This window comes from Pseudomonas sp. R1-15, from assembly GCF_051132085.1.
Lineage (GTDB): Bacteria > Pseudomonadota > Gammaproteobacteria > Pseudomonadales > Pseudomonadaceae > Aquipseudomonas.
In genome coordinates this window covers 5,862,069-5,884,569 of record NZ_CP071660.1, presented here as the reverse complement: position 1 = coordinate 5,884,569, position 22,501 = coordinate 5,862,069, and the positions used below count along the sequence as shown (strand labels likewise).

The following is a 22,501-nucleotide window of genomic DNA, read 5'->3' as shown; positions in this document are numbered from 1 at the left end:
TAAGATATCACAGCGTCCGCTACGGAACAGCGGCGCCCATTATCAGGGAGATGCCATGAGTATTCGGGACTGGCCGGTGGCCGAGCGGCCACGGGAGAGATTGTTGGTGTCGGGGGCGGAGAGTCTTTCAGACGCCGAGCTGCTGGCGATATTTTTACGCACGGGTGTGTCGGGTAAAAGCGCGGTGGATCTGGCTCGACATCTGCTGTCCCAATTTGGCTGCCTGCGGGCGTTGCTTGAGGCTGATCAGCTCACGTTCAGCAGCCACATGGGACTGGGGCCGGCGAAATTCGCTCAATTGCGCGCGGTGCTCGAAATGGGCCGGCGACATCTGGCGGCGCGGACTCGACAGAAGTCGATGCTGGAAGACCCGCAGGCCGTTCGTGACTATCTCAAGTCAATGCTGCGCCACGAACCTCATGAGGTTTTTGGTTGCCTTTTTCTCAATTCTCGGCATCAGGTGCTGGCGTTCGAAGCGCTTTTTCGTGGCTCCATCGCCTGCACCAGTGTCCACCCCCGGCAAGTGGTCAAGCGCGCCCTGGCCCACAACGCCGCTGCCGTGATCCTGTGCCACAACCACCCCTCCGGCAGCACCGAGCCCAGCCAGGCCGACCGAATGCTCACCGAGCGGCTCCAGGACGCGCTGGAGCTGATCGATGTGCGGGTGCTCGACCATTTTATCGTCGGCGATGGGGAGCCGTTGTCGATGGCGGAGTGTGGGTGGATGTAGGCAGGGCCTGACAATATGGAGCCTTTGTGGGAGCGAGCCTGCTCGCGAACGCGGTGTATCAGTTGACTCAAAAGTTGGCTGACAAACCGATTTCGCGAGCAGGCTCGCTCCCACAAGGGCGACTGGGGCTAGGCCGGGTTACTTGAGGCTGACCTTGGAGTAATCCTGCCGCCCAAACGGGCTCACCGTATAACCCTGCACATCCTTGCGGGTCAGCGCGAATGCCGTCGGGTGCGCCAGTGGCAGCCAGAGGGCCTGCTGCTGGATCTGCGCCTGGGCCTGTTCGTAGAGCTTGGTGCGCACGCCCTGTTCGCTGGTGGTCTTGCCGGCGCTGATCAGTTTGTCCAGGTCCGGGTTGCAGTAACGAGCGAAATTGGTCCCGGACTTGACCGCCGCGCAGGAAAACTGCGGTGTGAGGAAGTTGTCCGGGTCACCGTTGTCGCCGGCCCAGCCCATGAACAGCAGATCGTGCTCGCCGGCCTTGGCGCGGCGGATCAGTTCGCCCCATTCGATCACGCGGATTTCCGCCTGGATGCCGATTTCCGCCAGGTCCGATTGCAGCAGCTGCGCGCCGAGGCTCGGATTGGGATTGAGTAGGCTGCCGGAGGGGCGAGTCCAGATAGTAGTCTTGAAGCCTTCCTTCAAACCGGCCTTGGCCAGCAGTTCACGGGCCTTGGCCGGGTCATGGGCATAACCGGGCAGGTTTTTCGCGTAGCCCCAGGTGTTGGGCGGATAAGGGCCGTTGGCCGCTTCGGCCGTGCCTTCAAAAACGGTCTTGAGGTAGCTGGCCTTGTCAAAAGCCAGGTTGATGGCCTGACGGACTTCAGGCTTGTCCAGCGGCGGATGCTGACTGTTGATCGCCAAGAAAGCGGTCATGAATGCTTCAGTCTGGGCCACCTTCAATGTCGGCTCCTGCCGCGCGGCCTGCACGTCCAGCGGCTTGGGCGACAGGGCGACCTGGCATTCGTTGCGGCGCAACTTCTGCAGGCGCACGTTGGCGTCCGGCGTGATGGCAAAGATCAGCGGATCCACCTGGGGCTTGCCGCCGAAATAGTCCCCGTTGGCCTTGTAGCGAATCGAGGCATCTTTCTGGAACCGGTTGAAAATGAACGGGCCGGTGCCGATGGGCTGGCTGTTGAGTTGCTCCGGCTTGCCGGCCTTCATCAACTGGTCGGCATATTCAGCCGAATAGATCGATGCGAACCCCATGCTCAACGTCGCCAGGAAGGTCGAATCGGCATGATCGAGGGTGAAGCGCACCGTCAGCGGATCCAGCGCGTCGATCTTGGTGATCAGCGCCGGCAGTTGCATGGATTGGGCGTGGGGGAAGCCGCTCTGGGCGACCTTGTGCCAAGGGTTGGCCGGATCCAGCATGCGCTCGAAGCTGAACTTGACGTCTTCGGCCGTCAGGTCGCGACGCGGTGTGAAGTAGTCGGTGTGGTGGAACTTGACCCGCGGACGAAGCTTGAAGACATACGTCAGGCCGTCAGGGGAGACTTCCCAAGTCTCGGCGAGGCTGGCGACCACTTTGCCGCTGGCGGTATCGAAATCCACCAGGCGGTTCATCAACACGTCGGCCGATGCATTGGTAGTGGTCAGGGAGTTGTACTGGACGACATCGAACCCTTCCGGGCTGGCTTCGGTGCAGACGCTCAAGGCAGCGGCCTGGGCCAGCGGGCTGATCAGCAGAGGGGCGAACAACAGCGGTAGGGCAGCGAGGCGCATGATTGATTTCCTGTGCAGGTCGGAGGCCCATCTGCGAGTGCAGTCTGGAAAAGGTCTACCCTAGTGGGCTCGCCTGCAAATGACTATCCCCTTTTTGCATTTTCCGGCACTCTTTGCAGCGCTTCGCGGGACGTGCTCAGGGCGCGAGCTCGCCAATGAATGAAAAAAACCTGCGCGCCGCGACGAGCGGTCAGGGCATCGCGGGCCCTTGCCGCAGCCGCCTGGGGCTGTTGGTCGAGGGTTTCCAGTAAAGACAAATCACACCGGCTGTTGTTGTGCCTGGGTCTTTCTGGTATAAAGCAGCGCTCTTTTCTAGGGGCCCGGTTCCTTCACTGTAGGTGTAGCCGGTAAGACCCTTAAAGAAACGCGGCGCCTGGCGCCAAATGACTGAGAGATTAAGCGGCCAACCCATGCCGGGTTGGGCATGTGGTTTTAGAGGGCTGAGGCATGTCGAGAGTCTGTCAAGTTACCGGTAAGGGTCCGGTGACTGGGAATAACATTTCCCACGCAAACAACAAAACCCGTCGTCGTTTCCTGCCGAACCTGCAGCATCACCGCTTCTGGGTTGAAGAAGAGAAACGTTTTGTGCGTCTGCGCGTATCTGCCAAAGGCATGCGCATCATCGACAAGCGTGGCATCAGTGTCGTGCTGGCCGAACTTCGTCGCGATGGCAAGGTTTAAGGGAGCTAATCATGCGTGAATTGATTCGTTTGATCTCGAGCGCCGGTACTGGTCACTTCTACACTACCGACAAGAACAAGCGTACTACCCCGGACAAAATCGAGATCAAGAAATATGATCCGGTTGTTCGCAAGCACGTGATCTACAAGGAAGGCAAAATCAAGTAATTGATTTTCCCTCCTTAAAGAAAAAGGCCCGTATCGCAAGATACGGGCCTTTTTCTTTAAGGGCTGAAAGTCCTGATCGTTTACAACTTTATCTGATCGTTAATCAGCCACACTTATGACCGGTATAAAAGTTTTCCTTGTCGCTGAAAACATAGAGCCGGTCATCTCGGTAGTCCATGGTGTAGGCTTCGCCTGCGCGTATATGGCGAATGATCTTTGCTCCCGAATAGGCTTGCATGTCTTGCAGAAATTGCGCGTCTACTTTCATCGGCAGCAGGGAGTTGAAAGCAAAGTTAGCCGTGCATACACCTGAAGGGCGGAGCTCGTTGGCAGCTGCTTCAAGCGCTCCGATGCTCAGTGTCAGCAGGGCAGCCAGCGCTGCGATCCGCGGTGAAGAAGTTTTTTTGGACATGTTGCCTCCTGGCATAATTAATAATCAGCGCCTCCTCATTGAAGCGCCCAGAGATAATTACAGGAGGGCGGTGGTTATGTATATCGCACTGTGTAAGTGTTTGATTCACTCTCGTTTCTCGAACACTACATAAATCTTGCGGCACGGTTCCAGTACTTCCCAGGTTCCCTTGAACCCCGCCGGAATTACAAAGCGATCGCCCGCCCGAAGCGTCTTGGCATTGCCATCACTGTCCCGCAGCACCGAAACGCCCTGGACGATTTCGCAGTATTCGTGCTCCGTATAGTTGACCGTCCACTGGCCCACCGCGCCTTCCCACACCCCCGCATTCATCTGTCCGCAAGGACTGCTGTAATGATTGAACACCGCTTGCTCGGGATCACCTTTAAGTACCTTGACCGGGTCCGGTCGATAGCGGTCGGCGGTGGTATTGGCCTGGCTGAAATCGACGATGTCCTGGATGCTCATGCGGTTACCCTCGGTGCTTGCGGCGCGGATGGCTGGGAGAGCAAAAGTCTATGTTTATTAAAACGAACATCGCAAGGCCGTTTGCGGGTTTTCTGTCAAATATATTGAAACATCCCCGGTCGCTGGTTTAGGGTGGCGGGTGCCTTGTGCCGAATACACATCGGCAAGGCAGAATTCTTGAACGCTACGCATAGCGTGGCGTTCGTACCCAAACAAGAGGAGGACACTCGCATGACCACCCTGACTCGTGCCGACTGGGAACAGCGCGCCCGCGACCTGAAGATCGAAGGCCGCGCCTTCATCAATGGCGAATACACCGATGCAGTGTCCGGCGAGACCTTCGATTGCCTCAGCCCGGTCGACGGCCGCCTGTTGGGCAAGATCGCCAGTTGCGACGTGGCCGACGCCCAGCGCGCCGTCGAAAACGCCCGCGCGACATTCAACTCTGGCGCCTGGTCGCGCCTGGCGCCGAGCAAGCGCAAAGCCACCATGATTCGTTTTGCCGGCCTGCTCAAGCAGCACGCCGAAGAGCTGGCCTTGCTGGAAACCCTGGACATGGGCAAGCCGATCAGCGACTCCCTGAATATTGACGTTCCAGGCGCGGCGCAGGCGCTGAGCTGGAGCGGTGAGGCCATCGACAAGCTCTACGATGAAGTGGCCGCCACCCCGCATGACCAGCTGGGCCTGGTCACCCGGGAACCGGTCGGCGTGGTCGGTGCCATCGTTCCGTGGAACTTCCCGTTGATGATGGCCTGCTGGAAGCTCGGCCCGGCGTTGTCCACCGGCAACTCGGTAGTGCTCAAGCCATCGGAAAAATCCCCGCTGACCGCCATTCGTATCGCCGCGCTGGCCATCGAGGCCGGCATCCCCAAAGGCGTGCTGAACGTGCTGCCAGGCTATGGCCACACGGTCGGCAAGGCCCTGGCCTTGCACATGGATGTCGATACGCTGGTGTTCACCGGTTCCACCAAGATCGCCAAGCAACTGATGATCTATTCCGGCGAGTCGAACATGAAGCGCGTCTGGCTGGAGGCGGGTGGCAAGAGCCCGAACATCGTATTTGCCGATGCTCCGGACCTGCAGGCCGCCGCCGAAGCTGCCGCCAGTGCCATCGCCTTCAACCAGGGCGAAGTCTGCACGGCGGGCTCGCGCCTGCTGGTGGAGCGTTCGATCAAGGACACGTTCCTGCCGCTGGTGATCGAGGCTCTCAAGGGTTGGAAACCTGGCAATCCACTGGATCCAGCGACCAATGTCGGTGCCCTGGTCGATACCCAGCAGATGAATACCGTGCTGTCCTACATCGAAGCCGGTCACAGCGACGGCGCCAAGCTGGTCGCGGGTGGCAAGCGGATTCTCCAGGAAACCGGCGGCACCTACGTCGAACCGACGATTTTCGATGGCGTGAGCAACGCGATGAAAATCGCCCAGGAAGAAATCTTCGGGCCGGTGTTGTCGGTCATCGCCTTCGACAGTGCCGAAGAGGCTGTCCAGATCGCCAACGACACCCCGTACGGCTTGGCTGCGGCAGTGTGGACCAAGGACATCTCCAAGGCTCACCTGACCGCCAAGGCCTTGCGCGCCGGCAGCGTATGGGTCAACCAATATGACGGTGGCGACATGACCGCACCGTTCGGTGGCTTCAAGCAGTCGGGCAACGGCCGTGACAAGTCGCTGCATGCGTTCGACAAGTACACCGAACTGAAGGCGACCTGGATCAAGCTCTGATCCTTCCTGTGGGAGCGAGCAGTCTGCTCCTACATGAGACTGAGGCTGGCAGTCGACACACAACTCCTGTGGGAGCGAGCTTGCTCGCGATTAGCGGTATGACAGTCGACGAATTTGTTGAATGTTGCGCCGTCATCGCGAGCAAGCTCGCTCCCACAATGTTTTTGGGTGATGGCTCAAACCGATAACCCTTCACAGGAGCGTGGAAATGCGTTGGGCGACCTATTTCGCCGTGTTGGCCTCTGTCCTGAGCGTCGGCCTTGCCCTCGGCGTAAGCATGCCCCTTGTGTCGCTGCGCCTGGAGGGCTGGGGTTATGGCTCGTTTGCCATTGGCGTCATGGCGGCGATGCCAGCCGTTGGCGTACTGGTCGGGGCCAAGGTTTCGAGCCGGCTGGCGGCGCATTTCGGTACGGCGGCGCTGATGCGCCTGTGCCTGTGGGGCGGGGCTGTGTCCATCGGGTTGTTGGCGTTGTTGCCCAGCTATCCGGTCTGGCTGCTCTTGCGGCTGTTGATCGGAGTCGTCCTGACATTGGTGTTCATTCTCGGCGAGAGCTGGATCAACCAGCTGGTCATCGAGCAATGGCGCGGGCGGCTGGTGGCGCTGTACGGGGCCAGCTATGCCTTGAGCCAATTGTCCGGCCCGCTGCTGCTCGGTGCGCTGGGGACCGATCATGACTACGGGTTCTGGGTGGGTGTCGGGCTGCTATTAATCGCCCCGTTGTTGTTGCTTGGCCGCAGCGGTGCGCCTGCCAGTGAGGCGGGCAGCGTTACCTTCGGCGATTTGTGGGAATTTTGCCGAGGCCTGCCGGCAATCGGCTGGGCGGTGTCGTTGTTCGCCGCATTCGAGGCGATGATCCTGACGCTGCTCCCGGTCTATTGCCTGCGCCAGGGCTTCAGTGCCGATATTGCGCTGGCGATGGTCAGCACGGTGGTGGTCGGCGACGCCCTGTTGCAGCTGCCTATTGGCGCCCTGGCCGATCGCCTGTCGCGCCGGTCGCTGTTCACCGGCTGCGCGGTGGCACTGATGTTGTCCAGCCTCGCGGTGCCGCTGCTGATCGATACCTTGTTGATCTGGCCGCTGTGGGTGCTGTTTGGCGCCAGCGCGGGTGGGCTGTTTACCTTGTCGCTGATCCTGATCGGCGAGCGCTACCGCGATGATGCGCTGGTGCGGGCCAACGCCCATGTTGCGCAGCTGTGGGGGATCGGTTGCCTGGTCGGGCCGCTGGTGGCGGGGGCGGGCAGCCAGTGGGTCAGCGGCCATGCGCTGCCGTTGTTCATGGCGGCGGGGGCGTTCGGCCTGGTCATTCTGTTGTTGCGCCAAGGGGCGTTCGGCGCGACACAAACCGCTTGAGCACATCCAGATACCCTGTGGCTCCAGAGTGTCCAGATTCTAAAGCATCCGCTCCAACCCGATCGTCGTGGCGAACCAGGCATTGAAGCGGCGCCACCAGCTGCCCGGTTCGCGATCCAGGTCGTGCAGCTTGCCATTGTCTTCGGTGGTCCAGACCAGTCTTTCATCTTCCAGGCGGGCCTGATAACTCAGGGTCGGGGCCATGCCCTGCAAAGCCAGCTCCCGAACCTGGCCGGCGAGTTCCGGGCTGTCCACCAGTACGCCGACCTCGGTGTTCCAAAGCACTGAGCGAGGATCGAAATTGAACGAGCCAATGAACGACTTCTGTTGATCGAAGATGATCGCCTTGCTGTGCAGGCTGGAGTCCGATTCGCCATAAGACTTGCTGTAGAACAGATGCGGGCTGCCGCCGCTGTCGCCGGGTTGGCGGCGCAACTCGAACAGCCGTACGCCATGCTGCAGCAAGGCCTTGCGATACGGCGCGTAGCCGCCGTGAACCGCCGGCACATCGGTGGCTTCCAGCGAATTGGTCAAGAGGCTCACGGAGACACCGGCATCGGCACGGCTGGTCAAGTACACCAGCCCTGGCTGTCCGGGCACGAAGTAGGCGGAGATCATGATCAGTTCCTTGCTGACGCCGGTCAGCTCCGGCCCCAGTTGTGTCGTCAGCAGCAATCGAGGGTCTGGCTCATCCTTGGCCAGTACCTTGCTGGGCGCATCCCACAGCGCCTGGTTCCAGGCCCAGATCAACTGTCCGCGCCAGATGTCCAGGCGCGGCTGGGTCTTGTAGGCGGTCAGTTGCTGGTAGAGCGTCTGGTTTTCCTTGTGCGTCTGCTCAAGCGAAGCTTGCAGGCGCAAGCGGCTGCTCTCCAGGTCCTTGGGGGTCGGTCGATGGGAAAGGAATTGTTCGATCGGTTTGCTCAGCGCGCTGTTCCAGTATTGGTCGAAGCTGTGTCCCAATTGCTCGGCCACCGGGCCGACGCTGAGCAGGTCGATGTCGGTGAAGTTCAGGTTGGGTTCGGCATCGAAATATTCGTCCCCGAGGTTGCGGCCGCCGACGATGGCCATGCTGTTGTCCGCCAGCCAGAGTTTGTTGTGCATCCGACGATGTTGCAGCGACAGATTGAACAGGCGCCCCAGGCTGCGGGTCACGCCGGTGGCGCGGCCAAGATGCAACGGGTTGAACAGGCGAATCTGGATGTTCGGGTGCGCCGCAAGGGTCGCGATGACTTGCTCCTGGCCGTCGCTGGTGGTGTCGTCAAGCAGGATCCGCACGCGCACCCCACGGTCCGCAGCCTTCAGCAGTTCGTCGACCAGCATGCGCGTGCTGATGCCGTCATGAACGATGTAGTACTGCAAATCCAGGCTGCTTTGAGCGTTGCGAATCAGCTCGGCCCGGGCGGTGAAGGCTTCGGTGCTGTCGGACAGCAGGCGAAAGCCTGAGCGGCCCTCGTGCGGGGCGGCCTGTTGCGCCACCGAGCGGCCGAACGCTGAGTCGGAGGCCGGCAACGCCTGGGAGGGTTCGCGGGTGACATCAAGACTGGCGCAGCCGCTCAACAGCGAGGCGACTAGCATTAGCGCGTACAGGATCGGTCTGGATCTCACGTAGGCTCGTTCCGATTGTTAGCGTGGGTCGGCTGTTGGGTGCTGCTTCCCTGCCTACACGGTCAGACGGTGTCTCGCTGGGTTTCGTTCAACAACGCTATAGCCACGGCACCAACCTTGCGCACTGCATCCTCGATCTGTGCCGTTGGCTTGGCAGCGTAGTTCATGCGCAGGCAATTGCGATATTTGCCCGATGCCGAAAAGATACTGCCGACGGCGATCTGCACGCCTTGGTCGTGCAGCATCCGGTTGAGCTTCAATGTGTCGAAGCCCTCGGGCAATTCGACCCACAGCATGAAGCTGCCGCGGGGACGGCTGGCGCGGGTACCTACCGGGAAATAACGGCTGACCCAATCAATCATCACGTCACGATTACGCTGGTATTGGCTGCGCATCCGCCGCAAATGCGGCTCGAAATGTCCGCCTTTGAGAAACTCCGCGATGGCTATCTGGGGTTGCGGCGCGGTCGAGCCAGTGCTGATGTATTTCATGTGCAGCACCCGTTCCAGATAGCGCCCCGGCGCTACCCAGCCGACCCGAAGGCCAGGGGCAAGAGTCTTGGAAAAAGAGCTGCAGAGCAGGACGCGACCATCGTCGTCGAAGGACTTGATGGTGCGGGGACGCGGATAGGTGTAGGCCAGTTCCCCATACACATCGTCTTCGATAATCGCCACATCGAAGCGCTGCGCCAGGGTCAGCAAAGCGCGCTTGTTGGCTTCCGGCATGATGTAGCCCAGCGGGTTGTTGCAGCTGGGAGTCAACTGTATGGCCTTGATCGGCCATTGCTCCAGTGCCAGTTCCAGCGCTTCCAGGCTGATGCCGGTGAGCGGATCGGTGGGTATCTCCAAAGCCTTCATGCCCAGGCCCTTCAGCGTCTGCATGGCACCGTGGAAGCTGGGGGAGTCCACCGCAACGATGTCGCCCTGCTCGCAGGTGGCGCGGATGCTGACCGACAACGCCTCGTGGCAACCGGTGGTGACGATCAGGTCGCTGGCGCCGAGTTGGCAGCCCGAGTCCAGGGACAGCCGGGCGATCTGCTCACGCAGTTCGAGGTTGCCGTAGATATTGTCGTAGTACAGGCCGGGCATGTCTTGGCGCCGGCTGATCTGCGCCAGGCTGCGCAGCAACGGTTTCATGGTCGGTGAATGGATATCCGGCATGCCGCGGCCCAACTGTACGACATCCTTGCGCGGCACCGCGCGTATCAGCTCCAGCACCTGGTCCCATTGGGAGATGTCCACCGGGCGCTGGGCCGGGCGGCCAACCGCTGGCAGGTCCGGCAACTCGCGGCTGACCGGGACGAAATAGCCGGACTTGGGCTTCGGCATCGCCAGTCCGCTGTCTTCCAGGACGCGATAGGCCTGCTGCACGGTACTCAGGCTGACCCCGTGTTCGGTGCTCAAGGCACGCACCGACGGCAGCCGGTCGCCGGGACGGTAGAAGCCCTGTTCGATGCGGGTGCCGAGCAATTCGGCGAGGTTCACGTAAAGAGTCATGGTGCATCCCGATGAGATGAAAACGCCAACCGATACAGATGAGCCGCAAAATTATAATTCAGTGCCCGAAACGCTCAATCTGTATGGCTATAAAAGGTATTGGTTGAATCTGTATTGAATCTGGCCGCCCGCGCATCATGAAAGCTCTGGCTACCCAAGTAAACAGGAGCGATCAAAATGAACGGCTTGAGCGATGTACGGCTGACGTTACACAGTCAGGAACTGGCGGCGGGGCAGGAAAAGGGGCTGCGTGATGCCATGCTGCGCAACGCCCCGTCCGGCTTGAGCCGCTGGGGCCTGTTCTGGCATCGTCTGCATACACGCAAGGCCTTGTTGGAGCTGACAACCGAACAGTTGCGCGATATCGGCCTGAGCCGGGAGCAGGCCCGGGCGGAAGGGTTGAAGCCGTTCTGGCGGCTTTGAAGCGTTATCACACAAACCTGTGGCGAGGGAGCTTGCTCCCGCTCGGTTGCGCAGCGACCGCAGGATCTCAGGGCTGCTACGCAACCCAGCGGGAGCAAGCTCCCTCGCCACGGTCAGATCAATTCTTTCAACCGGTGCCACAACATCCCCAGCGCCAACAGCGGTGAGCGCAAATGCTTGCCGCCCGGGAATGTCATGTGCGGTACCTTGGCAAACAGGTCGAACCCACCGCCCTGCTGGCCGCTGATAGCCTCGGCCAACAACTTGCCGGCCAAGTGCGTGGCATTCACCCCGTGACCGGAATAGGCCTGGGCGTAATACACGTTGGGCTGATCCTTGAGCCGACCGATCTGCGGCAGGCGGTTGGCGCCGATGCCGATCATCCCGCCCCATTGATAATCGATCTTCACGTCCGCCAGTTGCGGGAAGACCTTGAGCATTTTCGGCCGCATGTACGCGCCGATGTCTTGCGGGTCTCGGCCGGAATAGTGACAAGCCCCGCCAAACAACAAACGTCGATCCGCCGAAAGCCGGTAGTAATCCAGCGCCACCCGCTGGTCACAGACCGCCATGTTCTGTGGCAAAAGCGCGTTTGCCTGCGCTTCGCTCAGCGGTTCGGTGGCAATGATATAGCTGCCAGCGGGCAGCACTTTGCCGCTCAGCTCCTGGTTCAGGCCGTTGAGGTAGGCATTGCAGCCCAGCACCAGTGTCGTGGCGCGGACCGAGCCTTGTTGGGTGTGTACTTTTACCTGTGGCCCGAAGTCGATGCGTATCACCGCCGATCGTTCGAACAGCCGGACCCCCAGTTGCTGCGCTGCGGCCGCCTCTCCCAACGCCAGGTTGAGCGGATGCAGGTGGCCCGAGCCCATGTCGATCAGGCCGCCGACATAGCGATCCGAGCCCACAACGCTGTGCATTTCATCGGCTTGCAGCAGTCGCGTCTCGTAGTGGTAGCCCAGGCTGCGGAGTTCTTCGGCATCCTCGGCGAAACCCTGGAGATCGGCGGGTTTGTAGGCGAGGTCGCAGTAGCCCCAGGTGAGGTCGCAAGGAATCTGAAAGCGCTCGACCCGCTGGCGGACGATTTCCACCGCTTCGAGCCCCATCAGTTTCATCTGACGCACGCCGTCGGTGCCTACGATTGGCGCAAACTGATCGAGACCATGACCCACGCCGCGAATCAGTTGGCCGCCGTTCCGCCCGCTGGCGCCCCAACCGATTTTATGCGCCTCAAGCAGCACCACACTCAGGCCGCGCTCGGCCAGCTCGATGGCTGTGTTCAGCCCGGAGAACCCGCCGCCCACCACGCAGACATCTGCCACCAACTCGCCTTGCAGCACCGGATGGTCCGGCTGCGGCAGGCTGCTGGCGGCGTAGTAGGAGGCGGCGTGCGCGTGGCTCGGGACAGGTTGCTGAACACGGGCGTTCATGTGCGTAATCCTGATTGTTGTGTTTGAGAAATTTTACGGAGCATAAGCCGGGCTTTCCTCAGTCGGCAACACTGGTCGGCTGGCACTGTCTGGCATGGGGCTTTTAAGGCAGAATCCTCAGCTGTCCCGATTCGGTAATGGCCTCGATGAGCTGCAACAGTCAAAAAATCCGCACGCTACGTCAGCAGATTCCTACGTTCGAGTGCGTACCGGGCTGTCATGACTGCTGTGGTCCGGTGACCACCTCGCCCGAAGAAATGGCTCGTTTGCCACGCAAGAGCCGCGCCGAACAGGACGCGGCCCTGGAGGCGCTCGATTGCGTGCACCTGGGGCCGAACGGTTGCACGGTCTACGATGAAAGGCCGCTGATCTGCCGGTTGTTCGGCACCACCGCGACCTTGCCATGCCCTAATGGGCGGCGGCCGGTTGAGCTAATTCATCCGCGGGTCGAGAAGCAGATTCATGCATACATGGCCAGCACTCGGCAGGTGTTGGTCTAGCGGTCTGGGATACCGAGTCGCGGCTTTCGCGAGCAGGCTCGCTCCCACAAGCTCGCCACCTACTTACGTGGGAGCGAGCCTGCTCGCGAAGGCGGCCTGAAGCCAACCATCAATCCGGAATCGGCAGGTTCAGGCTCTCCTTCACTTCCTCCATCACGATGTAGCTCTTGGACTCGCGAACGTGGGGCAGCTTGAGCAGGATGTCGCCCAGCAGCTTGCGGTACGAGGCCATCTCGGAAATTCGCGCCTTCACCAGATAGTCGAAATCCCCCGAAACCAGGTGGCATTCCAGTACGTGAGGCAACTTCAGCACGGCACGTCGGAACTCTTCGAACGTGTCGCCGGATTTATAGTCGAGGCTGATTTCGACGAACACCAGCAGGCTGCCCTTCAAGTGCTGCGGATTGAGCCGGGCGTTATAGCCCATGATGATCCCCTCGCGCTCCAGCCGTCGCACCCGCTCGGTGCAAGGCGTGGTGGAAAGCCCGACCTTTTCCCCCAGCTCGGTGAAAGAAATTCGCCCGTCGGCCTGGAGGATGCGCAGGATGTTGCGGTCGATCTTGTCCAGCTCGCGTTTGGTCTGGGTATTGGTACGCACAGGTGATGCGCCTCCGTGAAAAGGGTTTTTGCCGAGAATTCTCGCCAAATATAGGCATTTATATAGTGAAAAGCACTGGCTGATCTTTTTTACACTGCGCGCATCTAAGCTTTGTATAACAAACGTCAGCGGTTATCCGCGATGAGGGTTTCAACATGCGCGTTCTGGTCTTGGGTAGCGGCGTCATCGGTACCGTCAGTGCTTACTATCTGGCACGTGCCGGGTTTGAAGTGGTGGTGGTCGACCGTCAGCCGGCACCAGCCATGGAAACCAGCTTCGCCAACGCTGGCCAGGTATCGCCGGGCTACGCCTCGCCGTGGGCTGCGCCGGGCGTGCCACTCAAGGCCATCAAGTGGCTGCTGCAGCGTCACGCGCCGCTGGCAATCAAGGCCACCGCCGACATCGACCAGTACCTGTGGATGGCGCAGATGCTGCGCAACTGCACCGCCAGCCGCTATGCGATCAACAAGGAGCGCATGGTCCGCCTGTCCGAGTACAGCCGTGACTGCCTCGACGAATTGCGCGCCGAAACCGGCATTGCCTACGAAGGTCGCAGCCTGGGGACTACCCAATTGTTCCGCACCCAGGCCCAGCTCGATGGCGCGGCCAAGGACATTGCCGTGCTCAAGGAGTCGGGCGTGCCGTTTGAAGTGCTCGATCGCGAAGGCATCGCCCGGGTCGAACCGGCCCTGGCCAATGCCACCGATATCCTGGCCGGTGCGCTGCGCCTGCCCAATGACCAGACCGGCGATTGCCAGATGTTTACCACGCGCCTCGCGGAAATGGCCGTGAAGCTCGGCGTACAATTTCGCTTCGACCAGAACATCGAGCGCCTGGATTTTGCCGGGGATCGCATCAATGGCGTCTGGATCGATGGCAAGCTGGAAACCGCCGACCGTTATGTCCTGGCCTTGGGCAGCTATTCACCGCAATTGCTCAAGCCGCTGGGTATCCGCGCGCCGGTGTATCCACTCAAGGGCTATTCCCTGACTGTGCCGATCACCAATGCGGCGATGGCGCCGACCTCGACCATCCTCGACGAAACCTACAAGGTCGCGATCACCCGGTTCGACAACCGGATTCGCGTCGGCGGCATGGCGGAAATCGCCGGTTTTGACCTCTCGCTCAACCCGCGTCGGCGTGAAACCCTGGAGATGATCCTCAACGACCTTTATCCTCAGGGCGGCGACCTGGCCCAGGCCAGTTTCTGGACCGGCCTGCGGCCGACCACCCCGGACGGCACGCCGATCGTTGGCGCCACGCCGTTCAAGAATCTGTTCCTCAATACCGGCCACGGCACCCTCGGGTGGACCATGGCCTGTGGTTCCGGTCGCCTTCTGGCGGACCTGATGGCGAAGAAAAAGCCGCAGATCAGCGCCGAAGGCCTCGATATTTCCCGTTATGGCAGCAAACCTCAGGAGTCCGCTAAACATGGCAATCCAGCGCCAGCTCACCAATGACCGCATGAGTCAGGTCGTTGTGCACAACGGCACCATTTATCTGGCCGGACAGGTCGGCGACGACATGAGCGCCGGCATCGAGCAGCAGACCCGCGAGACCTTGGCCAATATCGAGCGTCTGCTGGACCTGGCCGGGACCGACAAGAGCCGCCTGCTGTCGGTGACGATCTACCTGAAGGACATCGACGCCCATTTTCAAGGCATGAATGCGGTGTGGGACAAATGGCTGCCCAAGGGTGTCGCCCCGGCCCGCGCGACTGTCGAGGCCAAGTTGTGCGAACCGCAGATCCTGGTCGAGCTGTCCGTGGTGGCCGCGCTGCCCTGACAACTGTCAAAAAGCTCCCTCTCCCGGCGCTGTTGATGGCTGATGCCGTCAGCCTGCGCCGGTTTTTTTACCCATGACCGCCTAGAAGCCTGCCGCCATGCGTCCTGCCCGTGCCCTGATCGATCTCCAAGCCCTGCGTCACAACTACCAACTGGCCCGTGAGGTTACTGGGGCCAAGGCCCTTGCAGTAATCAAGGCCGACGCCTACGGGCATGGCGCGGTGCGCTGCGCCGAGGCTTTGCAGGAGACGGCGGATGGGTTCGCCGTGGCCTGCATTGAAGAGGCCCTGGAACTGCGGGCCGGTGGTATACGTGGGCCGATCCTGTTGCTGGAAGGGTTCTTCGAGGCCGATGAGCTGGCATTGATCGTGGAGCACGACTTCTGGTGTGTCGTGCATGCGTTGTGGCAGCTAGAAGCGATAGAGCGCGCGACGCTGGGCAAGCCGATCACGGTCTGGCTCAAGCTCGACTCGGGCATGCATCGGGTCGGTTTGCATCCGGCCGACTACCAATCGGCTTACCGTCGCCTGCTGGCCAGTGGCAACGTGGCAAAAATCGTCTTGATGAGCCACTTCGCCCGCGCCGACGAACTGCACGACCCCAGCAGTCTGCAACAATTGGCGGTATTCGATCAGGCCCGCCAAGGCCTGATGGCCGAGGTCAGTTTGCGCAACTCGCCGGCGGTGCTGGGTTGGCCGCAGATACCGAGCGATTGGGTGCGGCCGGGCATCATGTTGTACGGCGCGACACCGTTCGACGAGGCCAATGCCGTGGCCTCGCGCCTGCAACCGGTGATGACGTTGGAGTCGAAGATCATCAGCGTGCGCGAGCTTCCCGCCGGCGAACCGGTGGGCTACGGCGCTCGTTTCGTTACCGCCCAGCCGACCCGGGTCGGCGTGGTCGCCATGGGGTATGCCGACGGTTACCCGCGCCAGGCGCCCAACGGTACGCCAGTGCTGGTGGATGGTCAGCGCAGCCAGCTGGTCGGGCGGGTCTCGATGGACATGCTGTGTGTCGACCTGAGCCATATTCCCCAGGCCGGGCTCGGCTCGACCGTCGAACTCTGGGGCAAGAACATTCTCGCCAGCGATGTGGCGCAGGCCGCCGACACGATTCCTTACCAGATATTCTGCAACCTGCGACGTGTCCCACGGCTCTATTCCGGGACCTGAGACCAGGCGACGCATACCGGAAGTCGCTTCACCGCACAGGATTCGGGTCAAAGTGTTGTAAATACTGAACGCTGTCGCCATGATAACGCTCACTTTCCACACAACCTGATTCCCTGGAGGCTCCAGCATTGGACGTCGGTGAACGACTGCAATCCATTCGTAAACTCAAAGGCCTTTCCCAGCGTGAACTCGCCAAGCGCGCGGGCGTCACCAACAGCACTATTTCGATGATCGAGAAAAACAGCGTGAGCCCCTCGATCAGCTCGCTGCGCAAGGTCCTTGGCGGGATTCCCATGTCCATGGTCGAGTTTTTCTCCGAAGAGATCCTCCAGGAGAAACCGACCCAGATCGTCTATAAAGCCAACGAACTGATCGACATCTCCGACGGCGCCGTGACCATGAAACTGGTGGGCCGGGCGCATCCGAGCCGGGCGATTGCCTTCCTGAACGAAATCTATCCGCCTGGCGCCGACACCGGTGACGAAATGCTCACCCACGAGGGCGAGGAAACCGGGATCCTGGTGGAAGGGCGACTGGAACTGGTGGTGGGCGCAGAAACCTTCGTGCTCGAGGCCGGCGACAGCTACTATTTTGAAAGTACCAAGCCACATCGTTTCCGCAATCCGTTCGACGTGCCGGCGCGACTGATCAGCGCAGCCACTCCGGCGAATTTCTAGACCGAGAGGCGCCAGGCCCGCACGCCACAGGCGCCCGCATGTTGGGCTGTCATGACAAACAAGACCCTTGTGACTTTGGGGTTGTTTCAGAGTGACAGGCTTACCGCTATACTTGCGCCCGCCTGCAAACCGTGGCCGCAGGCGTGACTAGCCACCATTGAGGGTGTACGCGTGAACCTAATTATGAAAATGCTGGCTGCACCAGCAACCGTATTGGCCCTATGGGCTGCGAGCGCTCAAGCGGCGCCGAACGACGAAATCGCCAAGCGCCTTGAACCCGTTGGCCAGGTTTGTGTTCAGGGCAAGGAATGCAAAGGCATGGAAGTGGCCACTGCAGCCGGCGGCGCAGGCGGTGCCAAGGCACCCAAAGACGTCATTGCCAAGCATTGCAACGCCTGCCACGGCACCGGCCTGCTGGGCGCTCCGAAAATCGGTGACAAGGCTGCCTGGAAAGAGCGCGCCGATCACCAGGGCGGCCTCGACGGCATCCTGGCCAAGGCTATTACTGGCGTAAACGCCATGCCGCCCAAAGGCACTTGCGCCGACTGCTCCGATGATGAGCTCAAGGGCGCCATCAAAGAGATGTCCGGCCTGTAATTCGCCAGCATCTTTCACGAAAAAGCCGCTTTCGAGCGGCTTTTTTGCGCCTGGAGTTTTTTCCAGGGCTGTTCATCGCAACCAAGACCCGGCAAGCTCGGTCCAACCCACATTCAAGGAATGTCCCGGAGGGTCGGATGGTGCAGTTGTGTTCAATCGAACAGGCAGTGGATGACGTGCTCGAGCGCTTGCCCGCGCATATTCACCTGGGCATGCCATTGGGGCTGGGCAAGCCCAACCTGTTCGCCAACGCGCTGTACCGGCGCATCGCCCAACTGCCCGACCGGCAGCTGACTATCTACACGGCGCTGAGCCTGGGCCGACCGAGCCTGGGCGATGGTCTGCAGAAACGTTTCCTCGAGCCCTTCGTCGAACGGGTCTTCGGCGACTATCCCGAACTCGATTACCTTGCCGATCTGCAGCGCGACAGCCTGCCGGCAAACATCCGCGTGCAGCAGTTCTTCATGCAGCCCGGCAGCCTGCTGCACAGTGCAGCGGCGCAGCAGGACTACGTCAGCAGCAACTACAGCCACGCGGCGCGGGACATCAACGCGGCCGGCCTGAACCTGATTGCGCAATTGGTGGCGAGCGACCCGGAACATCCGGATCGCCTGAGCCTGAGCTGCAACCCGGACATCACCCTGGACCTGTTGCCGATGATTGCCAGGCGACGCGAGGCGGGCGAGACCATCCTCATGGTCGGGCAGGTCCACAGCGAATTGCCCTACATGCCCGGTGACGCGGAAATCGGCATTGACGCGTTCGACCTGCTGATCGACGAGAAGGACAGCCACACGCTTTTCTCCACGCCGAACATGCCGGTGGGGTTCCAGGACCATTTGATCGGCCTGCATGCCAGCACCCTGGTGCGTGACGGTGGTACGTTGCAGATCGGCATCGGCTCCATGGGCGATGCGTTGACGGCGGCGCTGTTGGCGCGCCAGGCCGATAACGCCGGTTACCAGGCGTTGCTGGCGGACCTGAATCTGAGCCAGTGGGCGCAGTTGATCGAGCGAGAGGGCGGGACCGAGCCGTTTGCCAAAGGGCTGTACGGTTGCAGCGAAATGTTCGTCAACGGTTTGCTGGTGTTGGCGGAGGCCGGGATTATCCGGCGCAAGGTCTATCCCGATGAGCCGACCCAGGAGCAGGCTAACGCCGGGACACTCGACGAGGCGGCGCAACCCGACGGCATTTGCATCCATGGCGGGTTCTTCCTCGGCCCGGGCAGCTTCTACGAGCGTTTGCGCGAATTGCCGCAGAGCCGGCGCTTCGAATTCAACATGACGCGCATCAGCTACATCAACGAGCTGTACGGCCAGGAACAACTCAAGCGCCTGCAGCGGCTTGATGCGCGTTTCATCAACACGGTGTTCACCATGACGTTGCTCGGTGCCGGGGTGGCTGACCAATTGGAAGACGGGCGGGTGCTCAGCGGTGTGGGTGGGCAATACAACTTTGTTGCCCAAGGGCATGCGCTGGAAGGGGCGCGCTCGATCCTGCTGCTGCGCAGTTGGCGCGAGTCAGGCGGCGTGGTCAGCTCCAATATCGTCTGGGAATACGGGCATTGCACGATTCCCCGGCACCTGCGGGACATCGTCGTGACCGAGTACGGCATTGCCGACCTGCGCGGCAAGACCGACGCGATGGTGATCGAGGCATTGCTCAACATCAGCGATTCACGCTTCCAGCCGGGGCTGATCGAGCAGGCCCAGAGCGCCGGCAAGTTGCCGAAGGATTTCCGTCTCGACCCACGTTTCGCCGACAACACGTCGGAGCGTTTGCAGGCGATCCAGGCGCGGCATCCCAATCTGTTCCCGGAGTATCCGTTGGGCTGCGATTTCGATGGGCTGGAGCGGGATCTGCTGCGAGCGCTGAACTGGCTCAAGAGCAAATTCAAGCTCACCGAGATCCTGGAGTTGGGCAAGGCCGCGCTGGATGCACCCGAACCTTGGGAGTTTGCCGGGCATCTGGAGCGGATGCAGCTGACGAGCCCGGAGGGGCTCAAGGAAGAGTTGGCCCAGCGGTTGCTGCTGGCCGGTCTCAAGGCGACCGTGCAACAACAAGCAACCTGACCCCTGTGGGAGCGAGCTTGCTCGCGATGGCGGTGTATCTGCTAAATAAAATGTGTCTGACAGACCGCTATCGCGAGCAAGCTCGCTCCCACAGGGGATATGGGAGATCAGTCGATGAAGGTCACTACCCCGCCCGCCAGCGACTTCACTCGCGCCAACGACTCGACGCGGTAGCCCTGGGCATCCAGCTCAGCGCGGCCACCCTGGAAGGATTTCTCGATCACGATGCCCAGCCCGGCCACGGTAGCGCCGGCCTGCTTGATGATGGAAATCAGCGCCTGGGAGGCTTTGCCGTTGGCCAGGAAGTCATCGATGATCAGCACTCGGTCGCTGCTGGTCAGGTGGCGCGGGCTGATGGCGACGGTGCTTTCGGTCTTCTTGGTGAACGAATACACGGTGGCGGACAACAGGTTCTCCGTCAGGGTCAGCGACTGCTGTTTGCGCGCGAAGATCACCGGCACGCCAAGGTTCAGCCCGGTCATGATCGCCGGGGCGATGCCCGAGGCCTCGATGGTGACGATCTTGGTGATGCCCGAATCCTTGAACAGCGCGGCGAATTCGTCGCCGATCAGCTTCATCAACTGCGGGTCGATCTGGTGGTTGAGGAACGCATCAACCTTCAGGACCTGATCGGAAAGCACGATGCCTTGTTCACGAATTTTCTGGTGCAGGGCTTCCATGAAGCCTCCTCTGATGACGCGTCGGCGCCTGAAGTCAGTGAAAAATAATCGATTCTAGCGCTTCAACATCGCGCGTATATCCGCCAGGGCGCTGTTGCCGCGAACGACTTTGACTTCCGTCGGCGTGTCGTCGTTGCCCTCCCAGGCCAGGTCGTCCGGCGGCAGTTCATCGAGAAAACGGCTCGGCGCGCAGTCGATCACTTCACCGTACTGCTTGCGCTTGGCGGCGAAGGTGAAGGCCAGCGTCTGGCGCGCCCGGGTAATCCCGACGTAGGCCAGGCGCCGTTCTTCTTCAATGGTGTCGGCTTCGATGCTGGAGCGGTGCGGGAGGATTTCCTCTTCCATGCCCATGATGAACACGTAGGGAAATTCCAGGCCCTTGGAGGCGTGCAGCGTCATCATCTGCACGCCTTCGGCGCCTTCTTCCTCTTCTTGCTGCCGCTCGAGCATATCCCGCAAAACGAGCTTGCCGATGGCATCCTCGACGGTCATGTCGCCGTCTTCATCCTTTTCCAAAGTGTTTTTCAGCGCTTCGATCAGGAACCAGACATTGCCCATGCGGTAGTCGGCGGCCTTGTCGCTGGAACTGTTGGTGCGCAGCCAGTTTTCATAGTCGATGTCCATGACCATGCTGCGCAGCGCCGCGATCGGATCTTCGCCGGCACACTGCTCGCGGACCTTGTCCATGAAGCGCTTGAAGCGCGCCAGGCGGTCGGTGAAGCGGCTGTCCAGGTGCTCGCCCAAGCCGATTTCATCGGTGGCGGCGTACATCGAGATCTTGCGCTCGGTGGCGTAGTTGCCGAGTTTTTCCAGGGTGGTCGAACCGATTTCCCGGCGTGGCACGTTGATCACCCGCAAGAAGGCGTTATCGTCGTCCGGGTTCACGATCAGGCGGAAGTAGGCCATCAGATCCTTCACTTCCTGGCGTCCGAAGAAGCTGTTGCCCCCCGACAGACGATAGGGGATCTGGTGATGCTGCAACTTCAGCTCGATCAGCTTGGCCTGGTAGTTGCCGCGATAGAGGATCGCAAAATCGCTGTACGGCCGGTCGGTGCGCAGGTGCAGGCTGAGGATTTCCATGGCCACGCGCTCGGCTTCGGCGTCTTCGTTGCGGCAACGGATCACACGGATCTCGTCGCCGTGGCCCATTTCGCTCCACAGCTGCTTTTCGAATTCGTGGGGGTTGTTGGAGATCAGCACGTTGGCGCAGCGCAGGATGCGGCTGGTGGAGCGATAGTTCTGCTCCAGCATCACCACCTTGAGCGATGGGTAGTCTTCCTTGAGCAACATCAGGTTTTCCGGCCGCGCGCCGCGCCAGGCGTAGATCGACTGGTCATCGTCGCCGACCACGGTGAACTGGTTGCGTTTGCCGATCAGCAGTTTCACCAGCAGATACTGGCTGGCGTTGGTGTCCTGGTATTCGTCCACCAACAGGTAACGGACTTTGTTCTGCCATTTCTCAAGGATGTCGGCGTGGTCCTGGAACAGCTTGACCGGCAGCAGGATCAGGTCGTCGAAGTCCACCGCGTTGAAGGCCTTGAGGGTGCGCTGGTAGTGGGCGTAGACGATGGCGGCGGTCTGTTCCTTGGGGTTGCGGGCGTTCTCCAGGGCTTCGGGCGGCAGGATCAGGTCGTTTTTCCAGGCGCCGATCATGTTCTTGATCTCGTCGACGCCGTCGTCGCCCGAGTATTCCTTCTGCATGATGTCGGTCATCAAGGCCTTGACGTCGGTCTCGTCGAAAATCGAGAAGCCCGGCTTGTAGCCCAGTCGCGCGTGTTCCTTGCGAATGATGTTCAGGCCCAGGTTGTGGAACGTACAGACCGTCAGGCCACGGCCTTCGCCGGCGCGCAACAGACCGCCGACCCGTTCCTTCATTTCCCGCGCGGCCTTGTTGGTGAAGGTCATCGCGACGATGTACTGGGCGCGGATGCCGCAATTCTGGATCAGGTGCGCGATCTTGCGGGTGATCACGCTGGTCTTGCCGGAGCCTGCACCGGCGAGCACCAAAAGAGGGCCGCCGACATAGTTCACGGCTTCTTGCTGCCGGGGATTGAGTCGGGACATGACAGGGTTCAGGGAGTCGTTTGCGAAATGGGCCGGCATTTTAACAGGCTCTGAGATTTGTGCTGCTCTGTCCGACTTGTGACGCTGCACATCATCTTCAATTGCCGCTTTTGTTACTTTCCCTCAGGATGCGGACGGGATTTGGGT

General features: G+C 60.8%; 22 protein-coding genes. 13 read left to right on the top strand and 9 right to left on the bottom strand.

All coding sequences use genetic code 11. From position 1 onward, the window contains the following. Positions 1–55: 55 nt before the first annotated feature. A complete protein-coding gene (radC, locus tag J3P97_RS26710; protein WP_434673111.1) occupies positions 56–730 on the top strand; it encodes a RadC family protein in 675 nt (224 codons plus the stop codon). 138 nt (positions 731–868) lie between these two features. On the opposite strand, the gene J3P97_RS26705 is transcribed toward radC, so the two are convergent. Next, entirely contained in the window at positions 869–2,455 is a 1,587-nt protein-coding gene (locus J3P97_RS26705) for an ABC transporter substrate-binding protein (RefSeq protein WP_434673110.1), read from the bottom strand. A gap of 447 nt (positions 2,456–2,902) precedes the next feature. On the opposite strand from J3P97_RS26705, the gene rpmB reads away from it, so the two are divergent. Both rpmB and rpmG read left to right on the top strand, forming a co-directional pair. Continuing rightward, the gene (gene rpmB, locus J3P97_RS26700) at positions 2,903–3,136 is read left to right on the top strand and encodes a 50S ribosomal protein L28 (protein ID WP_003177273.1); all 234 of its coding nucleotides are present in this window, start codon (positions 2,903–2,905) and stop codon (positions 3,134–3,136) included. Between the two features lie 11 nt (positions 3,137–3,147). Continuing rightward, complete coding sequence (gene rpmG, locus J3P97_RS26695; RefSeq protein WP_003177274.1) at positions 3,148–3,303, top strand: 50S ribosomal protein L33; 156 nt, start codon at positions 3,148–3,150, stop codon at positions 3,301–3,303. 103 nt (positions 3,304–3,406) lie between these two features. Here the strand turns inward: rpmG and J3P97_RS26690 are convergent, their stop codons facing one another. Continuing rightward, complete coding sequence (locus J3P97_RS26690; RefSeq protein WP_434673109.1) at positions 3,407–3,715, bottom strand: hypothetical protein; 309 nt, start codon at positions 3,713–3,715, stop codon at positions 3,407–3,409. 105 nt (positions 3,716–3,820) lie between these two features. Next, the gene (locus tag J3P97_RS26685; protein ID WP_434673108.1) at positions 3,821–4,183 is read right to left on the bottom strand and encodes a cupin domain-containing protein; all 363 of its coding nucleotides are present in this window, start codon (positions 4,181–4,183) and stop codon (positions 3,821–3,823) included. Between the two features lie 231 nt (positions 4,184–4,414). Here J3P97_RS26685 and J3P97_RS26680 point away from each other — a divergent pair, with 231 nt between their 5' ends. Further along, positions 4,415–5,908, top strand: coding sequence for an aldehyde dehydrogenase (locus J3P97_RS26680; RefSeq protein WP_434570917.1), 1,494 nt, complete (start codon positions 4,415–4,417; stop codon positions 5,906–5,908). A 208-nt stretch (positions 5,909–6,116) separates the two neighbouring features. Beyond that, on the top strand, positions 6,117–7,259 hold the full coding sequence (locus J3P97_RS26675) for an MFS transporter (protein WP_434627111.1): 1,143 nt from the start codon (positions 6,117–6,119) through the stop codon (positions 7,257–7,259). A 39-nt stretch (positions 7,260–7,298) separates the two neighbouring features. On the opposite strand, the gene J3P97_RS26670 is transcribed toward J3P97_RS26675, so the two are convergent. Together J3P97_RS26670 and J3P97_RS26665 are read right to left on the bottom strand one after the other, a co-directional pair. Continuing rightward, positions 7,299–8,864 carry a phospholipase D family protein gene (locus J3P97_RS26670; RefSeq protein ID WP_434570921.1) on the bottom strand — a complete coding sequence of 522 codons (1,566 nt, stop codon included), beginning with the start codon at positions 8,862–8,864 and terminating at the stop codon, positions 7,299–7,301. A 62-nt stretch (positions 8,865–8,926) separates the two neighbouring features. Further along, positions 8,927–10,360: a PLP-dependent aminotransferase family protein gene (locus tag J3P97_RS26665; RefSeq protein ID WP_434627115.1), complete on the bottom strand. Its 1,434-nt coding sequence runs from the start codon at positions 10,358–10,360 to the stop codon at positions 8,927–8,929. A 177-nt stretch (positions 10,361–10,537) separates the two neighbouring features. On the opposite strand from J3P97_RS26665, the gene J3P97_RS26660 reads away from it, so the two are divergent. Next, positions 10,538–10,783, top strand: coding sequence for a DUF1127 domain-containing protein (locus J3P97_RS26660; RefSeq protein ID WP_305497928.1), 246 nt, complete (start codon positions 10,538–10,540; stop codon positions 10,781–10,783). A 113-nt stretch (positions 10,784–10,896) separates the two neighbouring features. Here J3P97_RS26660 and J3P97_RS26655 read toward each other — a convergent pair whose 3' ends face one another. Beyond that, entirely contained in the window at positions 10,897–12,210 is a 1,314-nt protein-coding gene (locus J3P97_RS26655; RefSeq protein ID WP_434673107.1) for an NAD(P)/FAD-dependent oxidoreductase, read from the bottom strand. Between the two features lie 146 nt (positions 12,211–12,356). Between J3P97_RS26655 and J3P97_RS26650 the strand changes: the two genes are divergently transcribed. Beyond that, positions 12,357–12,710 (top strand): YkgJ family cysteine cluster protein, encoded by a 354-nt coding sequence (locus J3P97_RS26650; protein WP_434570927.1) that lies wholly within the window; start codon positions 12,357–12,359, stop codon positions 12,708–12,710. A gap of 109 nt (positions 12,711–12,819) precedes the next feature. On the opposite strand, the gene J3P97_RS26645 is transcribed toward J3P97_RS26650, so the two are convergent. Continuing rightward, complete coding sequence (locus tag J3P97_RS26645; RefSeq protein WP_003206849.1) at positions 12,820–13,308, bottom strand: Lrp/AsnC ligand binding domain-containing protein; 489 nt, start codon at positions 13,306–13,308, stop codon at positions 12,820–12,822. A gap of 155 nt (positions 13,309–13,463) precedes the next feature. Here J3P97_RS26645 and dadA point away from each other — a divergent pair, with 155 nt between their 5' ends. The 6 genes from dadA (at position 13,464) to J3P97_RS26615 (ending at position 19,610) form a co-directional block, all read left to right on the top strand. Beyond that, on the top strand, positions 13,464–14,768 hold the full coding sequence (dadA, locus tag J3P97_RS26640) for a D-amino acid dehydrogenase (RefSeq protein ID WP_434673106.1): 1,305 nt from the start codon (positions 13,464–13,466) through the stop codon (positions 14,766–14,768). Further along, positions 14,740–15,093, top strand: coding sequence for a RidA family protein (locus J3P97_RS26635; RefSeq protein WP_434570931.1), 354 nt, complete (start codon positions 14,740–14,742; stop codon positions 15,091–15,093). The genes dadA and J3P97_RS26635 overlap by 29 nt, the downstream gene beginning before the upstream one ends. A 97-nt stretch (positions 15,094–15,190) precedes the next feature. Continuing rightward, positions 15,191–16,264 carry an alanine racemase gene (alr, locus tag J3P97_RS26630; RefSeq protein ID WP_434654732.1) on the top strand — a complete coding sequence of 358 codons (1,074 nt, stop codon included), beginning with the start codon at positions 15,191–15,193 and terminating at the stop codon, positions 16,262–16,264. Positions 16,265–16,392: 128 nt separating this feature from the next. Beyond that, the gene (locus J3P97_RS26625; RefSeq protein ID WP_030138196.1) at positions 16,393–16,941 is read left to right on the top strand and encodes a cupin domain-containing protein; all 549 of its coding nucleotides are present in this window, start codon (positions 16,393–16,395) and stop codon (positions 16,939–16,941) included. Positions 16,942–17,124: 183 nt separating this feature from the next. Further along, entirely contained in the window at positions 17,125–17,538 is a 414-nt protein-coding gene (locus J3P97_RS26620; RefSeq protein ID WP_434574329.1) for a c-type cytochrome, read from the top strand. A gap of 137 nt (positions 17,539–17,675) precedes the next feature. Continuing rightward, on the top strand, positions 17,676–19,610 hold the full coding sequence (locus J3P97_RS26615) for an acetyl-CoA hydrolase/transferase C-terminal domain-containing protein (RefSeq protein ID WP_434673105.1): 1,935 nt from the start codon (positions 17,676–17,678) through the stop codon (positions 19,608–19,610). A 107-nt stretch (positions 19,611–19,717) separates the two neighbouring features. Here the strand turns inward: J3P97_RS26615 and J3P97_RS26610 are convergent, their stop codons facing one another. Continuing rightward, positions 19,718–20,290: a xanthine phosphoribosyltransferase gene (locus tag J3P97_RS26610; RefSeq protein ID WP_003206836.1), complete on the bottom strand. Its 573-nt coding sequence runs from the start codon at positions 20,288–20,290 to the stop codon at positions 19,718–19,720. A gap of 54 nt (positions 20,291–20,344) precedes the next feature. Beyond that, positions 20,345–22,354 (bottom strand): DNA helicase Rep, encoded by a 2,010-nt coding sequence (gene rep / locus J3P97_RS26605; RefSeq protein WP_434570938.1) that lies wholly within the window; start codon positions 22,352–22,354, stop codon positions 20,345–20,347. Between the last annotated feature and the right edge of the window lie 147 nt (positions 22,355–22,501).